This is a genomic window from Streptomyces sp. NPDC017979 (assembly GCF_044328175.1).
In the GTDB taxonomy this organism is placed as follows: Bacteria; Actinomycetota; Actinomycetes; order Streptomycetales; family Streptomycetaceae; genus Streptomyces.
Genome location: NZ_JBIRGU010000001.1, coordinates 687949 through 702499, shown reverse-complemented (window position 1 = coordinate 702499; position 14551 = coordinate 687949). Strand labels below are relative to the sequence as shown.

Genomic DNA, 14551 nt, shown 5'->3' with positions numbered 1-14551 from the left:
CCCGCAAGCTTCCGGTCCCAGCTTCGCATCCGACCGTCAGTCGTCGTGCGACAACCCCCGGTCCACGGTGCGCATCAGCTCGCCGTCCGCCGTGTCCCCGTCGAGGGACCAGAACATCGCGCCACCGAGCCCCCGGTCGCGGATGTACTCCGTCTTGGCGCGCAGCACCTTCGGGTCGTCGTACGTCCACAGGGTGTTGCCGTCGAAGAGCCATGCCTGCCCGTGCTTCCGGTACACCTCGTACTGGCCCGACGCGGCCAGCTTCTTCAGCTCCTTGTAGTCCTCGAAGCCCGGCTGGAACTTCGCGGGAGCGGGCTTCTCGGCCGGCTGCCCCATGCCGTCGCCGCCGCCCTTGACGCCCGTCCAGCCCTGGCCGTACGCGGGCATGCCCATCACCAGCTTGTGCGCCGGTGCGCCCCGGCGCAGCCAGTCGTTCACGGTCTGGTCCACGCTGAAGTCGTTCTTCGCGTACAGCGCCGACTGCTGGGCCGTGGTCTTCTCGCCGGAGACGTGGAAGTCGTAGCCCTGGAGGTTGACGAAGTCGAAGTCCTTCATGATCTTGCGGACCTCGAAGCCCGCGTCGATCTTCGCGGGCGCCGTCGGCACGAAGGCGGACAGCTCGTAGCGCTTGCGCTTGCCGTCCTGCTGCTTCGGCTGGCCCTTCGCGTACGCGTCGAGCTGTTTGCGGAACTCCCGCACCACCGCGGTGAAGTTCTGCTTGTCCTCGGGCCGGTAGACCGTGTCGTCCTCGCCCGACGAGCCCGGCCACTCCCAGTCCAGGTCGATGCCGTCGAAGACGCCGGCCGCCGCGCCCTGTCCGCCGCGCGCGCCGTCGACCGGCAGGTTGCCCTTGATGTAGAGGTCGATGCAGGAGGAGACGAACGCCTTCCGCTTCTCCTCGGTGAGCACCGCGTCGGAGAAGTGCGTGGACCAGCTCCAACCGCCGAGGGAGATCATCACCTTGAGGCCGGGGTGCTTCGCCTTGAGCTCGACGAGTTCGTTGAAGTTGCCCGCGAGCCGCTGGTCGGGGGAGTCGGTGACGCCGTCCACGGAGTCGGCGGCGGGCACGGGCCGCTGGTAGTCGGCCCAGGGGTCCGCCTCGCCGGCCGGGCCCTGCATCATGCACTTGCCGTCCGGGCTGACGTTCCCGAAGGCGTAGTTGATGTGGGTGAGCTTGGCGGCCTGGCCGCTGGTGTCCAGGTCCTTGACCTGGAAGTCGCGCCCGTACACGCCCCACTGGGTGAAGTAGCCGATGCGCTTGTACGAGCGGCGGTCGTCGTCGCCGTCGTGGCGGTCCCCGCCGTGCGCCACGGCGGTCGGTGCCAGGGCGGCGAGGAGGGACAGGGAGGTGGCGGCAACAGCGGTCCGGACGAGGTTTCTTCGACGCATGGGGGCTCATTCCTGTGCGTGGTCCCGGCGGGGCGGTGGGCACGGGCCGGGGCACGGCCGCGCACACGTGCGCCGGGCTCTTCCGTGAACGGGCGTCGTGCAGCACAGGACGCTATTGGTCTGGACCATTAAGGTCAATGGTTTGATGCGGAACGATCGTTCGTACTTGCGGTAATGCCCTGTCGGAGCGGAACTCCTCACCGTGCGCGATGCTTTGGCCGATGGTTGCAGGCAACAACCCACCGTTGCGAGGCTGTTGCTGTCTGTCAATGTGATGGGAGTGGCCAGTGGGCATCGGTGAGCAGCCGGCGTATCTGCGCGTGGCGAGCGACCTCCGCCAGAAGATCGTCAGTGGCTCGCTGCCGCCGCACACCCGGCTGCCCTCCCAGGCCCGGATCCGCGAGGAGTACGGGGTCTCGGACACCGTCGCCCTGGAGGCCCGCAAGGTCCTGATGGCGGAGGGCCTGGTCGAGGGGCGGTCCGGGTCCGGCACGTACGTGCGCGAACGGCCCGTGCCGCGGCACATCGCCCGCTCCGGCTTCCGCCCCCCGTCGGGCGCGAACCCCTTCCGGCAGGAGCAGGCGACCGACGGGCTGCGCGGCACCTGGGAGTCGCGCAGCGACCAGGACGAGGCGGACGAGGAGATCGCGGAGCGGCTGGGCGTCCGGGTCGGCGACCGGGTGATGCGCACCCGCTACGTCTTCCGGGAGAACGGCGAACCGATCATGCTCTCCACCTCCTGGGAGCCGCTGGAGCTCACCGGGCGGACCCCGGTCATGCTGCCGGAGGAGGGGCCGCTCGGCGGCTGCGGCGTGGTCGAGCGGATGGCGGCGATCGACGTCGTCGTGGACAACGTCTCCGAGGAGGTCGGCGCCCGGCCGGGGCTCGCGGAGGAGCTGCTGGCGCTCGGCGGGGTGCCGGGGCACCTGGTGATGGTGGTCTCCCGGACGTACTACGCGTCCGACCGCGCGGTCGAGACGGCGGACATCGTGGCTCTGGCGGATCGTTTCCGGATCGCGTACCGCCTGCCGGTGAAGTGAGCGGGGCGTAGTCGGCGGAGCCGCCTGGGGACGGGCCGGCGCCGTCGGGCCTTGTGCCTGTCGGACCTGTGGCCGGCTGGTCCCCGACCGTCGAGCCTCGGGCCTTCCGGTCCGCGACCGTCCGTTCTGAAGCCGTCGGGCCTGGGTCGTCGGGGCCGGACCGTCGGTGTGTGCGCCCGGACTGCCGGGTGCGGGCCCGCACTGTCGGTGCAGGCCCTTATGGTGAGGTTCGTACGACGCCGTGAAGGTGCTCAAGGTCGACGGACTCGCTCCGGCGGCCGCGTACGGACGGCCACGTACCGACCTGCTCCGGTCGCGGTGCAACAGGAGAGGCATGCGGGGCGCAGGGGGCGCATTCAGTGGTGCGCGCCCCCAGTTTCCTATCTCTTTGTGAAAACCCGTATCCGCTGAGTGAAGGTCAGGCGTAGGCTCCGGCATATGCGTAGTGCGGTTTCCCGGCGATCTTCATACCTGCTCGGACCCACCGAGGGAGGGGAGCGATGAGCGACAGCACGGTCCTGACCTGGCTCGTCATACGCCAGGACGACAACGGCAACCGCTATCGCGTCGGCCAGTACGCCACCGAGGACGAGGCCCAACGCATCGCGGACTCCCTCGATGTCAAGGGGCACAAGCAGCTCTATCACGTGGAGCGCATGGGGCAGTCCCGCCCCTGAGGCCCACGGGCCATGTGGACGTGCGCTGACGACGGCCGGGGCCGGCGGCGGGGCGCGGGTACGCTCCGGCGCATGACAGATCACGATCGCTTGGTGGTGGCCGGAGCCGTTTACCACCGCGGCCGGTTGCTGGCCGCGCGCCGCAGCGCCCCCGCGGAGGTCGCGGGCCGCTGGGAGCTGCCCGGCGGCAAGCAGGAGCCGGGCGAGCGGCCGGAAGAGGCGCTGGTCCGCGAGTTGCGCGAAGAGTTGGGCGTGGAGGCGGAGCCCGTCGCCCGGATCCCCGGCGAGTGGCCGCTGAAGCCGGGTTACGTACTGCAGGTGTGGACGGTGCGGCTGCTCTCCGGCGAGCCCCGACCGCTGGAGGACCACGACGCGCTGCGCTGGCTCGCCCCGGACGAGACCGACGCCGTCGACTGGCTCGACCAGGACCGGCCGGCCGTCGCCGAGGCCGCCCGGATGCTGCGCGAGGGCACCGGCTGAGACCCGGTCGAAGTGGCTCGCCGGCGCGGCGGTCCGCTCGCCCGTCACGCGGTCCGTCCGTCCGTCCGTCCGCCCGTACGCCCGCCCGTCGCGCGGTGATCTCATGGGCGATCGGCTCGGAGCGGGGCGGCTCGCCGGGCGGTCGCCGTGGTGCGGACAGTGCGCCCCGGATGGGGGGATATCTCAACGGGCATTTCGGGTATGTGATGATTAGCCACCCGATATGGGGCGGACATCTGCTGCTGGTCCGGGAAGTGAAGTGAGCGGTGTGATCGACACCGACAGCACGAGCGCCGAATGGACCTTCCCCGCCGAGCCCGGCGCCGTGCGCTCCGCCCGTCACGCCGTCCGGGACACCCTTCGCGACTGGGGACTGGACCACGGTGTGGGCGATGTCACAGTGCTGCTGGTCAGCGAGTTGGTCACCAACTCCCTGCGGTACGCATCCGGCCCCATCGGCGTCCGACTGGTCCGCCGCGAGCAGGTCGACGTCGCCCCCTCCCTCCTTGTGGAGGTGTCCGATCCGCTGCCCGACCCGCCCGTCGAGCGGACCGCGGCCCCGGACGACGAACACGGCCGCGGACTGCAACTCGTCGCCGGATCGGCCCGTCGCTGGGGTACCCGACGTGGAAGTACTGGCAAGACCGTGTGGTTCGAGCTGGCTCTCGCCGGTTAAAAGTGTGAAGGGACAACGATCACTGCTGACACGGCGCAAAATGAACGAGACCGTGCTGTGATCGTGAACGCCGTGTCCGGCACGGCCGTAGTGCTGAATACTGCGGTCATGGCCGGTCCGGTGCGGTGAGCTGGAGGGGACGGTCGCGTGAGCGAGATACCTGGGACGGCGGGCGGTGCCGTGTGGCAGAGCAGTCCGCCTGGCTCGATCTACGACTACATCAAGGTCGCCTCCTTCTCGATAGGCCCCGACGGGCTGGTCGACCAGTGGAGCGGGCGCGCCGTCGACCTCTTCGGCATCACGGCGTCCGAGGTCAGGGGCCGGGACCCGATCGAGGTGCTGCTCCCCGAGGAGTTGCGGCCGCGCGGCCGGCACCGGGTCAAGGAGATCCTCGACGGCAAGGAGTGGACGGGCCTCGTGCCCTTCCGGCTCCCCCACTCGCCCCGCAGCCACGGCCTCGCCGAGGTGTACGTGATGCCGACCGAGACGGAGAGCGGCGAGCGGGCCGCGCTCTGCATCGTCGTGGACGTACGGGCCCTGCGGCAGATCGAGACCGACCTCGCCGCCTCGCAAGCCATTTTCGGCCAATCGCCCTTCGGGTTCGTGCTGTTCGGCACCGATCTGAAGGTGAAGCGGGCCAACGAGCGCTTCGCCACCGTCTTCGGCGGCAGCGCTGACGACCACCGCGGACGCACCGTCCACGACTACCTCCCCCGCGGGGAGGGCGACCGGATGGCGGCCGCGCTGCGCCGCGTCCTGGAGACCGGCGAGTCCGTGATCGACCTGCAACTGGTCGGCTCGTGCCCCGACTCCACCGAGCGCAGGCACTGGTCCATCAACCTCTACCGCGTCCACAGCGGCACCGGCCGGACCATCGGAGTGGCCGGCATCGGCACCGATGTGACGCGCCGCCACGTGGCCGCGCGGGAGGCCGCCAGCGCCCGGCGCAACCTCGCCCTGCTGAACGAGGCGAGCGCCCGCATCGGCAACTCCCTCGACCTGGAGACCACCGCCCGCGAACTCCTCGACGTCGCCGTCCCCGGCTTCTGCGACCTCGCCTCCGTCGACCTGTACCAGGCACTGCTGGCGGGCGACGCGGCACCGCCCGAGCGCCAGGCCGCGCCCGCCACCGGCGGCGGAGGCCGGGGCAGCGCCGCCCTGCGCCGGGTCGCCTTCGCCAGCGCCGTGTCCGACGCCCCGCTGATCACCACCCCGGGGTGCGGCTCCCGCGGCCGCACCCCGACCGCCGTCGGCGAGGTCCACCGCTACGGCGCCGACTCGCCCTGCGCACGGGCGCTGCGCACCGCCCGGGTGCACACCATCCCCGCCGAGGACGGCGGGCTCGTACAGTCCACCCTCGCCGTTCCGCTGGTGGCGCACGAGGTGGTGGTCGGGCTGGTGCAGTTCTCCCGTACGAAGGGCAGCGAACCCTTCGGCGAACGGGACCGGGCGCTCGCGGTCGAACTCGCCGCGCGCGCCGCGGTCTGCATCGACAACGCCCGCCTCTACCGCAGGGAGCACGAGCGCGCCCTCATCCTCCAGCGCAGCCTGCTCCCGCCGGGCGATCCGGAGGCCGCGGGCCTCGACATCGCCTGTCGCTACCTGCCGGGCAACACCACCACCGAGGTCGGCGGCGACTGGTTCGACGTCATCGAACTGCCCGGGCACCGCACGGCGCTGGTCGTCGGCGACGTCATGGGCCGGGGGCTGCGGTCCGCGGTGGCCATGGGCGAATTGCGCACCGCGGTGCGGACCCTCGCGCTGCTCGACCTGGAGCCGGCGGAGGTGCTGTCCGCGCTGGACGAGATAGCCCGCGGTCTCGGCGGCCCCAGCGGAGCCCAGCCGGGCGCCCGCGCCGCCCACAAGTCCCGCGAGGCCGACCTCTCCGAGGTGTACCTCGCGACCTGCGTCTACGCCGTGTACGACCCCGTCACCCGCCGCTGCACCTTCGCCAACGCCGGACACCTGCCGCCCGTCCTGGTCGAACCGGGCGAGGAGCCGCTGCTGCTGGACGTGCCCCCGGGAATGCCGCTGGGCGTGGGCGGGGAGCCGTTCGAGGACGTCGAGGTCGAACTGCCGGAGGGCGCGCTCCTCGCGCTGTACACCGACGGGCTCGTGGAGTCCCGCGACCATCCGCTGGACGAGGGGCTACGGGCGTTCCGCGCGGCGATCGCGGAGCCTGCGAAGTCGCTCGCGCGACGGGACGAGGAGGCGCCCCCGCTGTCCCTGGAGGACGTCTGCGACCACGTCCTCACCACCCTCGACACCCGGCACGGCGAGGACGACATCGCCCTGCTGATGGCCCAGGTGCGGGGCCTGCGGTCGGACGCGGTGGGCGACTGGACCCTGCCGCGCGAGCCCCGCTCGGTGGGCCGGGCCCGCGAGCTGTCCCGCGCCCTCCTGGTCTCCTGGGACCTTGAGCCCCTGGTCGACACGGTGGAACTCCTGGTCAGCGAGCTGGTCACGAACGCGCTGCGGTACGGGGAGGGCGAGATCCGGCTGCGGCTGCTGCGGGACCGCACGCTGGTGTGCGAGGTCTGGGACTCGGGCCTGGTCCAACCCCGCCGCCGGCGCGCCCGCGACACGGACGAGGGCGGCCGCGGCCTGCAACTCGTCGGCCTCCTGAGCGCGGCGTGGGGCTCGCGCCGCACTCCGCGCGGCAAGTCGGTCTGGTTCGAGCTCGCCCTCCCGGGCGGGGGTGCGTCGGAACCGACGGTGGAGCAGTTGCTGAGCATGTTCTGAACGGGGGCGGCGGCAGCCTGTGCCTGGAGCGGCCACGGGCCGCGGGGCCGTACGCTCTCTGCCGTCCGCGGCCGCCCATCACCAGGCCGCAGAGGTCGGCGCGGCCGCCCGCGCGGGGCACCCCGATCAGCCCGCTGACTTCAGCGCGGCGAAGCGGGACTCGACCTCCGCCGTGTCGCCCGTCGCCTCCAGTTCCTCGAACTGCGCGTCCAGGGAGGACGCCGCGAGTTCTCGGCGGCCCACCGCCCTCGCCTCCTCGCGGCGGACCTTGTCCTCGAAGCGGCCGAGTTCGCTCGTCGGGTCGAGCACGTCGACGCTCTTGACCGCGTCGACCATGCGGTTCTGCGCCTCCGCGGTGCGGGAGCGGGCCACCAGTTCGTTCCGCTTGGCCTGGAGTTCGGAGAGCTTGCCCTTCATCCGGTCGAGCCCGGTGCGCAGTTGCGCGACCACCTCCGTCTGGGCGGCGATCACCGGCTCCGCCGCCTTCGCCTCCTTCTCCGACTGGAGTTGGCGCTGGAGCGCGACCTTGGCCAGCCCGTCGAAGCGGTCCGCCTCCGCGGCCTGGCCCGCCGCCCGTAGCTCGTCCGCCTTCTTGCTGGCAGCGAGCGCCTTCCCGCCCCACTCGCCGGCCGCCGCCACGTCCTCCGCGTGGTCCTGCTCCATCAGCCGCAGGTTGCCGATGGTGTCCGCGACGGCGCGTTCCGCCTCGCCGATGTTGTTCGCGTAGTCGCGGATGAGCTGGTCGATCATCTTCTGGGGGTCCTCGGCCTGGTCCAGCAGGGCGTTGATGTTGGCCTTCGCCAGTTGGGCGACCCGGCCCAGGATGGTCTGCTTGGTCATCGTGCTGCTCCTCCTTGAGACGCCGTGACGGTCCGCGCCGTGCGGGTGCGCCGTGCCCTTCAGAAACGCCCCCCGCCCATCCGGCCGCGGGTGCCGCTGCCGCCGAAGCTGCCGGGCCGGCCGCCGTACCCCCCGCTTCCGCCCTCGAAGCCGCCGCCCCCTCGCCCTCCTCCACCCCCGCCGAACAGCCCGCCCAGGATGATCCCGCCGAGGACCGCACCGCCCAGACCGCCGCCCGCGCTGCCGCCGCCGCCCGGGCCGAAGCGATTGCCGTACGCGCGTACGTCCTGCTCCGCGATCCGCAGCGCCTCCCGGGCCAGCGCGTCGGCCCGCTGGGCCTCGGCGAGCGCGGTCCGTGCGTCGCCGGCTCCTCCGGTGGTCGGCCGGGCCGCCAGCTCCAGGTGTCGCTGCGCCTCGGCCAGCCGGGTGCGCGCCTCGCTGCCGACGGCACCGCGGTGCGTGGTGACGTAGTCCGCGGCGGCACCCACCGCGGCGCGCGCCCCCAGCTCGGCCTGGCCGAGCAGCCCCCGCGCCCGTCGCACCTCTTCGTCGGCGGCCCGCGCGCCCGCGAGCGCCTCGTCCAGCGCGGCGTCCGCTTCGTCCAGGCGGCGCAGCGCGTCGATGGGGTCGTACCGTTCGGCCGCCATCTCCCGACGCACCTCCGCGGCCACGGCCTCCGCCCGGGCGATCCGGCCCTGGAGCGAGGCAGTGGACTCCTCGGGCGCGGTGCCCTTCAGTACGCCGCGGGCCTCGGCGAGGTCGCTGTCCGTCTCGGTGAGCGCACCGGGCAGCGCGCCCACCGCTTCGGCGATCTCCTGCGCCCGCCGGTCCACCGCCTCCACCAGCCGGGTCGCCTGGGCCAGCGCGCCCTCGGCCGCGCGGATCTGGACGGCGGCGGTCGCCCGGTCGGCGCCGTCGAGCGCCGTACGGGCCCGATCGACGGCGGTCTTGGCGAAGACGAGCCGGTCCCGGGCCTGCGCGGGGTCGCCCGCGACCGGTGCGGACGCGGAGGGCGCGTACCGCTGCTGCATCACCGTGAGCGCGGCCTCCGTGCTGATGGCGCGCCCGTCCAGCTCGGCCCACGCGGCGCGCACCGCCTCCCACGCGTCGGGCGCGGTGCGCTCCAGGTCCCGCAGCCGGTCGAAGTCCGCCGCCTCCGCGTCGAGGCGGCGGTCGGCGTCCGAGCACCGTTCCACGATCTCGGTCAGCATGCGGCGGCGCGTGGCGTCGTCCTCCGGGAACGCGTCGTCGAGTTGCTGGCGCAGCCGGAACGCGGCGGTCAACTGCGCGCGGGCGTGGGCGACGGCCTCGACGAAGGGTTTCGCCGCGGCTTCGCCGAACTGCGCCGTCGCGAAGCCCAGCTCCTCCTGGCTGGTGCGCAGGGCGTCGTCGGTGTCGACGAGCGCCTGCCGGGCGGCTGCGTCCAGTTCCTGGAGGGGCGGACCGGTGTCGGCGCCGCCGCCCCAGCCGGCCTGGCCGCCCTGCGGGGTGGTGCGGGTGGCGCTGCGCTTGCGCCGGCGCAGCGCGGCGTACCCGGCGACGCCGGCGACCGCGATCGCGACCCCGACCGGCAGCACCAGGTCCCCGGCGCCGGTCCCGACGGGCGCGGCGCCCGGGTCCGGGTCGCCGGGCGTGACGGCGGGCGTCGGCACGGGTTGCCCGCCGAGCGCCGCGTCGTATCCGTCGGCGGCGCCGATCGCGGCGCCGGCCCAGTCGTGCTGCCGCAACGGCGGCACGATCGCGGTGCGCGCGACGTCGGCGAGCTGGGCGTCCGTGAGCCGGGACGCGGCGGCCACCCAGTACGCGTACTGCCGCTCGTGCGTGGCGACGGCCAGCAGCACGTCGTCCGTGCCGAGCCCGTTGCGGCGGGCGGTGGCGTCGGCCCAGCCCTGGGCGGTGTGGTCGGAGAAGTCCCGCACGTACACGACGAAGAGCTGGAGCCGCTGGCCGTCGTACAGCCGGTCGAGCGCGCGCGTGACGTCGGCCGTACGGGTGCCGAGGGCGCCGACGCGGTCGGTGATCTGGCCGTCGCGGGAGAGGGCGACGGGGTCGTCGAGCGGCGCGAGGGCGGTGGCGGTGGCGGGTGGGGGTGCGGGTGCCGCGGGGCCGCCCAGCGCCCATGCCGCCACCAGCGCGGTGGCGAGCAGCCGGTGGGCGATTCGCGTCACATGGGGAGGCTATGTCCGTGCCTTTCCCGTCGCGACTCGACGACGCCTCCCTCGACCGCGGTAGCCCTGCGGGCCGCGGGTGGCTCATGTGGACGCGCTCGCCGCAGCCCTGCGGGTTGCGTTGGTCTCTGCGACCCGGTGGTGGGCTGGTCGCACAGTTTCTACCCCTGTGCCCTGCGGGCACGGGGGGACCCCAGCGCCCCCAAGCAGCGCCGTTTCTCTGCGGGTGCGGTGGCCTTGTGCCGGCAGTCTGTGGCTTGTCGCGCAGTTCCGCCCCCCACGCCCAGAGGGCGTGGGGGCCCCAGCGCCCCTGAAGCCCCCTTTCGTCTGCGGGCTGTGTGTGGCTGGTCGCGCAGTTCCCCGCGCCCCTGGTTCGCTGCCCCCATCGGATACCTGCGGGACGAGGGTCTTTAGGGGCGCTGGGGGTCCCCCCACGCCCTCTGGGCGTAGGGGGCGGAACTGCGCGAACAAGCCCCACCGGGCCGCAGGCGGCGGACAACGGGTGGGTCCGCGGCGAGTGCCCGTCAGTCAGCCCAGCAGCGCAGGCGGCGCAGGCGGCGGGTGACGGCGACCCCCGGGTTCCGCTCCCGCGGACAGGAGCGGACCCGTACCACCGTGGAGGCGGCACGTGGCCCGGCCGCGGCGGGTTCCCCGACCGCGCCCGGGCCACGTGCCGGCGGTCAGTCAGCGCGGCGGCGGATCTTGTTGCCGAGCCACACCAGCGGGTCGTACTTCTTGTCCGCCGCCCGCTCCTTCAGCGGGATCAGCGCGTTGTCCGTGATCTTGATGCCCTCGGGGCAGACCTCGGTGCAGCACTTCGTGATGTTGCAGTAGCCGAGGCCGTGTTCCTCCTGCGCCGTCCGCTTGCGGTCGAGGCCGGTCTCCGCCGCCGCGTCGAGCGGGTGCATGTCCAACTCGGCGACGCGCATCAGGAAGCGCGGGCCGGCGAACGCGGGCTTGTTCTCCTCGTGGTCGCGCACCACGTGGCAGGTGTCCTGGCACAGGAAGCACTCGATGCACTTGCGGAACTCCTGTGCCCGGTCGACGTCGACCTGCTGCATCCGGTACTCGCCCGCCGCCACCCCTTGCGGGGGGACGAACGAGGGCACCTCACGGGCCTTGGTGTAGTTGAAACCCACGTCGGTGACCAGGTCGCGGGTGACGGGGAACGCCCGCAGCGGCGTCACCGTGATCGTTTCCTCGCGGGAGAAGACGGACATCCGCGTCATGCACATCAGCCGCGGCCGCCCGTTGACCTCGGCGCTGCACGAACCGCACTTGCCCGCCTTGCAGTTCCAGCGCACCGCGAGGTCGGGCGCCTGGGTCGCCTGGAGGCGGTGGATGATGTCCAGGACGACCTCGCCGTCGTGGACCTCGACGGCGAAGTCCCGCAGCTCGCCGCCGTCCTGGTCGCCCCGCCACACCCTGAAGCTGGCCTGGTACGCACTCACTCGTAGAGCTCCTCTTCGGCGAGGTACTTGACCAGCTCCTCCTTCTCGAAGAGGGCGAGCAGGTCGGGTCGGATGGGGTCGGTGGTCTTCCGTTCCAGGGTGATCTGCGGGGCGCCGGGGTCGGTGGCCGTACGCGCGCCGGTCGGGTCGACCAGTCGACACAGCAGGTTCGCCCGCCGCCAGGAGCGGTCCATCGCGGGGTGGTCCTCGCGGGTGTGGCCGCCCCGGCTCTCGGTGCGTTCCAGGGCCGCGCGGGCCACGCACTCGCTGACCAGCAGCATGTTCCGCAGGTCGAGGGCGAGGTGCCAGCCGGGGTTGAACTGGCGGTGGCCCTCGACCACGGCCCGCCGGGCGCGCACCCGCAGCTCGGCCAGCCGCTCCAGGGCCCGGCGCATCTCGCCGTCGCGACGGATGATGCCGACGAGGTCGTTCATCGTCTGCTGGAGGTCCTGGTGGACGGCGTACGGGTTCTCCAGCCCGCCGTCCCCTTCGTCAGCGGCGTCGGCGCCCGCGGCCGTGGCCGTGCCGAAGGGGCGCAGCGCCTCCGCGGCCGCCGCGTCGATCTGGGCGTCGTCCACCACGGCGCGCTCGCCCGACTCCAGCGCGTACTGCGCCGCGTGCAGCCCCGCCCGCCGTCCGAAGACGAGCAGGTCGGAGAGGGAGTTGCCGCCGAGCCGGTTGGAGCCGTGCATCCCGCCGGCGACCTCGCCCGCCGCGTACAGCCCGGGCACGCCGACCGCCGAGGCCGTGTCGGAGTCGACGGCCACGCCGCCCATCACGTAGTGACAGGTCGGGCCGACCTCCATGGCCTCCGCGGTGATGTCCACGTCCGCCAGTTCCTTGAACTGGTGGTACATCGACGGCAGTCGGCGTCGGATCACCTCCGCCGGCATCCGGGTGGAGACGTCGAGGAAGACGCCGCCCGCCGGCGAGCCGCGCCCCGCCTTCACCTCGGAGTTGATGGCGCGGGCCACCTCGTCGCGGGGGAGCAGTTCCGGTGGACGCCGGTTGTGGTCCGGGTCCTCGTACCAGCGGTCGCCCTCCTCCTCGGACTGCGCGTACTTCTCCTTGAAGACGTCGGGGACGTAGTCGAACATGAACCGCTTGCCCTCGGAGTTGCGCAGCACCCCGCCGTCGCCGCGCACCGACTCGGTGACGAGGATGCCCTTCACCGACGGCGGCCAGACCATCCCGGTGGGGTGGAACTGCACGAACTCCATGTTCAGCAGCGGTGCGCCGGCGAGCAGGGCGAGTGCGTGGCCGTCGCCGGTGTACTCCCAGGAGTTCGAGGTGACCTTGAAGGACTTGCCGATGCCGCCGGTGGCGAGGACGACCGCGGGCGCCTCCAGGACGAAGAAGCGCCCGGACTCGCGCTCGTAGCAGAAGACGCCGGTGACCCGGTCGCCGTCCTTGAGGACGCGGGTGACGGTGCACTCCTGGAAGACCTTCAGCCGGGACTCGTAGTCGCCCGTCTCGGCCGCGTCCTCCTGCTGGAGGGAGACGACCTTCTGTTGGAGGGTGCGGATCAGTTCGAGGCCGGTGCGGTCGCCGACGTGTGCGAGCCGGGGGTACTCGTGGCCGCCGAAGTTGCGCTGGGAGATCTTGCCGTCGGCGGTGCGGTCGAAGAGCGCACCCCAGGTCTCCAGCTCCCACACCCGGTCGGGGGCCTCCTGCGCGTGGAGCTCGGCCATCCGCCACTGGTTGAGGAACTTCCCGCCGCGCATGGTGTCGCGGAAGTGGACCTGCCAGTTGTCGCCGGAGTTCACGTTGCCCATGGAGGCGGCGATGCCGCCCTCCGCCATCACGGTGTGGGCCTTGCCGAAGAGGGACTTGCAGATCACGGCGGTACGGGCGCCCTGCTGACGCGCCTCGATGGCGGCGCGCAGGCCGGCGCCCCCCGCACCGACCACCACGACGTCCCACTGCTGGCGTTCGAGTTGCGGCATGTCAGAAGAACCTCGGATCGTCGATGGCGCCGGACGCGAGCAGGTACACGTAGAAGTCGGCGACGGCGACGCTGATCAGCGAGGCCCACGCCAGCATCATGTGCCGGCCGTTCAGCCGGCTGACCCAGCCCCACATGCGGTAGCGGACCGGATGCTTGGAGAAGTGCTTGAGCCGTCCGCCGACGATGTGCCGACAGGAGTGGCAGGACAGGGTGTACGCCCAGATCAGCACGATGTTGACGAGGAAGATCAGGGTGCCGAGGCCCATGTGGCCCCAGTCGTAGTCCTCGTCGCGGAAGGTCAGCACGGTGTCGTAGGTGAGCACCCCGGCGACCAGCACCGCCGCGTAGAAGAAGTAGCGGTGGAGGTTCTGGAGGATCAGCGGGAAGCGGGTCTCGCCGGAGTACGAGCGGTGCGGCTCGGCGACCGCGCAGGCGGGCGGCGAGGCCCAGAAGCCCCGGTAGTACGCCTTGCGGTAGTAGTAGCAGGTCAGCCGGAAGCCCAGCGGGAAGATCAGGATCAGCAGCGCGGGCGACAGGCCCCACCAGCTGCCGATGATCCCCCAGTCCGTGCCCGCCTTCATGGGGACGCAGTCCACGGAGAGGCAGGGGGAGTAGAAGGGCGACACGTACGGCGCGGAGTAGTAGTCGGCGCCGGAGAAGGCCCGCCACGACGAGTAGACGACGAAGGCGAGAAGTCCCGCCGCGGTCGCCGCGGGGGAGAGCCACCAGCGGTCGGTCCGCAGGTGGCGCGGGGCGATGGCGGCGCGCGTCGGGCCGTGCACACCCGCACGCGCGCCCCTCTGCGGGCCCGAAGGCCCGTCCTTATGGACTTGTGACGGTTCGGTACCAGTGGCCAACGAAGGTCTCCTAGGGAGCGCGGCGGTCTCGGACGCCCAACCCCTCGTCGTCGGAGTCCGTCCACAGCGCGGAGTCGTACGGCGCGTCCGGGATGGTCACCAGCTCCTGGCGGTCCCCGGCCCGGTCCGTGTTCAGGCCGGTGCCGCGGGGCCGCGCACCCACGCCGCCCAGTCGGTCGACGGTGCGTTCCAGCTCTCCGACGCGCTGGACCAGATCGTCGAGACGGCGCGTGATCGCGGTCAGTTCTTCCTGCTCGGACATGACGTGTCCTCACTTCCGCAG

12 protein-coding genes are annotated in these 14551 nt (G+C 72.5%); 5 read left to right on the top strand and 7 right to left on the bottom strand.

What is annotated here, in order from left to right:
• Window positions 1–36: 36 nt before the first annotated feature.
• Window positions 37–1389 carry a glycoside hydrolase family 18 protein gene (locus ACH4E8_RS02955; RefSeq protein WP_398443733.1) on the bottom strand — a complete coding sequence of 451 codons (1353 nt, stop codon included), beginning with the start codon at window positions 1387–1389 and terminating at the stop codon, window positions 37–39.
• A gap of 287 nt (window positions 1390–1676) precedes the next feature.
• Between ACH4E8_RS02955 and ACH4E8_RS02950 the strand changes: the two genes are divergently transcribed.
• The 5 genes from ACH4E8_RS02950 to ACH4E8_RS02930 all read left to right on the top strand — a co-directional run bounded on the left by ACH4E8_RS02950 (window position 1677) and on the right by ACH4E8_RS02930 (window position 7004).
• Window positions 1677–2429: a GntR family transcriptional regulator gene (locus tag ACH4E8_RS02950; protein WP_398443731.1), complete on the top strand. Its 753-nt coding sequence runs from the start codon at window positions 1677–1679 to the stop codon at window positions 2427–2429.
• A gap of 500 nt (window positions 2430–2929) precedes the next feature.
• On the top strand, window positions 2930–3106 hold the full coding sequence (locus ACH4E8_RS02945; RefSeq protein ID WP_398443729.1) for an SPOR domain-containing protein: 177 nt from the start codon (window positions 2930–2932) through the stop codon (window positions 3104–3106).
• Window positions 3107–3178: 72 nt separating this feature from the next.
• Window positions 3179–3586 (top strand): (deoxy)nucleoside triphosphate pyrophosphohydrolase, encoded by a 408-nt coding sequence (locus tag ACH4E8_RS02940; protein ID WP_398443727.1) that lies wholly within the window; start codon window positions 3179–3181, stop codon window positions 3584–3586.
• Between the two features lie 259 nt (window positions 3587–3845).
• Window positions 3846–4262: an ATP-binding protein gene (locus tag ACH4E8_RS02935; protein ID WP_398443725.1), complete on the top strand. Its 417-nt coding sequence runs from the start codon at window positions 3846–3848 to the stop codon at window positions 4260–4262.
• 147 nt (window positions 4263–4409) lie between these two features.
• Complete coding sequence (locus ACH4E8_RS02930; protein ID WP_398443722.1) at window positions 4410–7004, top strand: SpoIIE family protein phosphatase; 2595 nt, start codon at window positions 4410–4412, stop codon at window positions 7002–7004.
• 126 nt (window positions 7005–7130) lie between these two features.
• Here ACH4E8_RS02930 and ACH4E8_RS02925 read toward each other — a convergent pair whose 3' ends face one another.
• The 6 genes from ACH4E8_RS02925 to ACH4E8_RS02900 all read right to left on the bottom strand — a co-directional run bounded on the left by ACH4E8_RS02925 (window position 7131) and on the right by ACH4E8_RS02900 (window position 14530).
• On the bottom strand, window positions 7131–7844 hold the full coding sequence (locus ACH4E8_RS02925; protein ID WP_398443719.1) for a PspA/IM30 family protein: 714 nt from the start codon (window positions 7842–7844) through the stop codon (window positions 7131–7133).
• A 59-nt stretch (window positions 7845–7903) separates the two neighbouring features.
• Window positions 7904–10012 carry a TPM domain-containing protein gene (locus tag ACH4E8_RS02920; protein ID WP_398443716.1) on the bottom strand — a complete coding sequence of 703 codons (2109 nt, stop codon included), beginning with the start codon at window positions 10010–10012 and terminating at the stop codon, window positions 7904–7906.
• A 680-nt stretch (window positions 10013–10692) separates the two neighbouring features.
• Window positions 10693–11463, bottom strand: coding sequence for a succinate dehydrogenase/fumarate reductase iron-sulfur subunit (locus tag ACH4E8_RS02915; protein WP_398443714.1), 771 nt, complete (start codon window positions 11461–11463; stop codon window positions 10693–10695).
• Complete coding sequence (locus ACH4E8_RS02910) at window positions 11460–13409, bottom strand: fumarate reductase/succinate dehydrogenase flavoprotein subunit (protein WP_398443712.1); 1950 nt, start codon at window positions 13407–13409, stop codon at window positions 11460–11462. The genes ACH4E8_RS02915 and ACH4E8_RS02910 overlap by 4 nt, the downstream gene beginning before the upstream one ends.
• Window position 13410: 1 nt before the next feature.
• A complete protein-coding gene (locus tag ACH4E8_RS02905; protein WP_398443709.1) occupies window positions 13411–14268 on the bottom strand; it encodes a hypothetical protein in 858 nt (285 codons plus the stop codon).
• A 10-nt stretch (window positions 14269–14278) separates the two neighbouring features.
• Entirely contained in the window at window positions 14279–14530 is a 252-nt protein-coding gene (locus tag ACH4E8_RS02900; protein ID WP_398443707.1) for a hypothetical protein, read from the bottom strand.
• Window positions 14531–14551 lie beyond the last annotated feature (21 nt).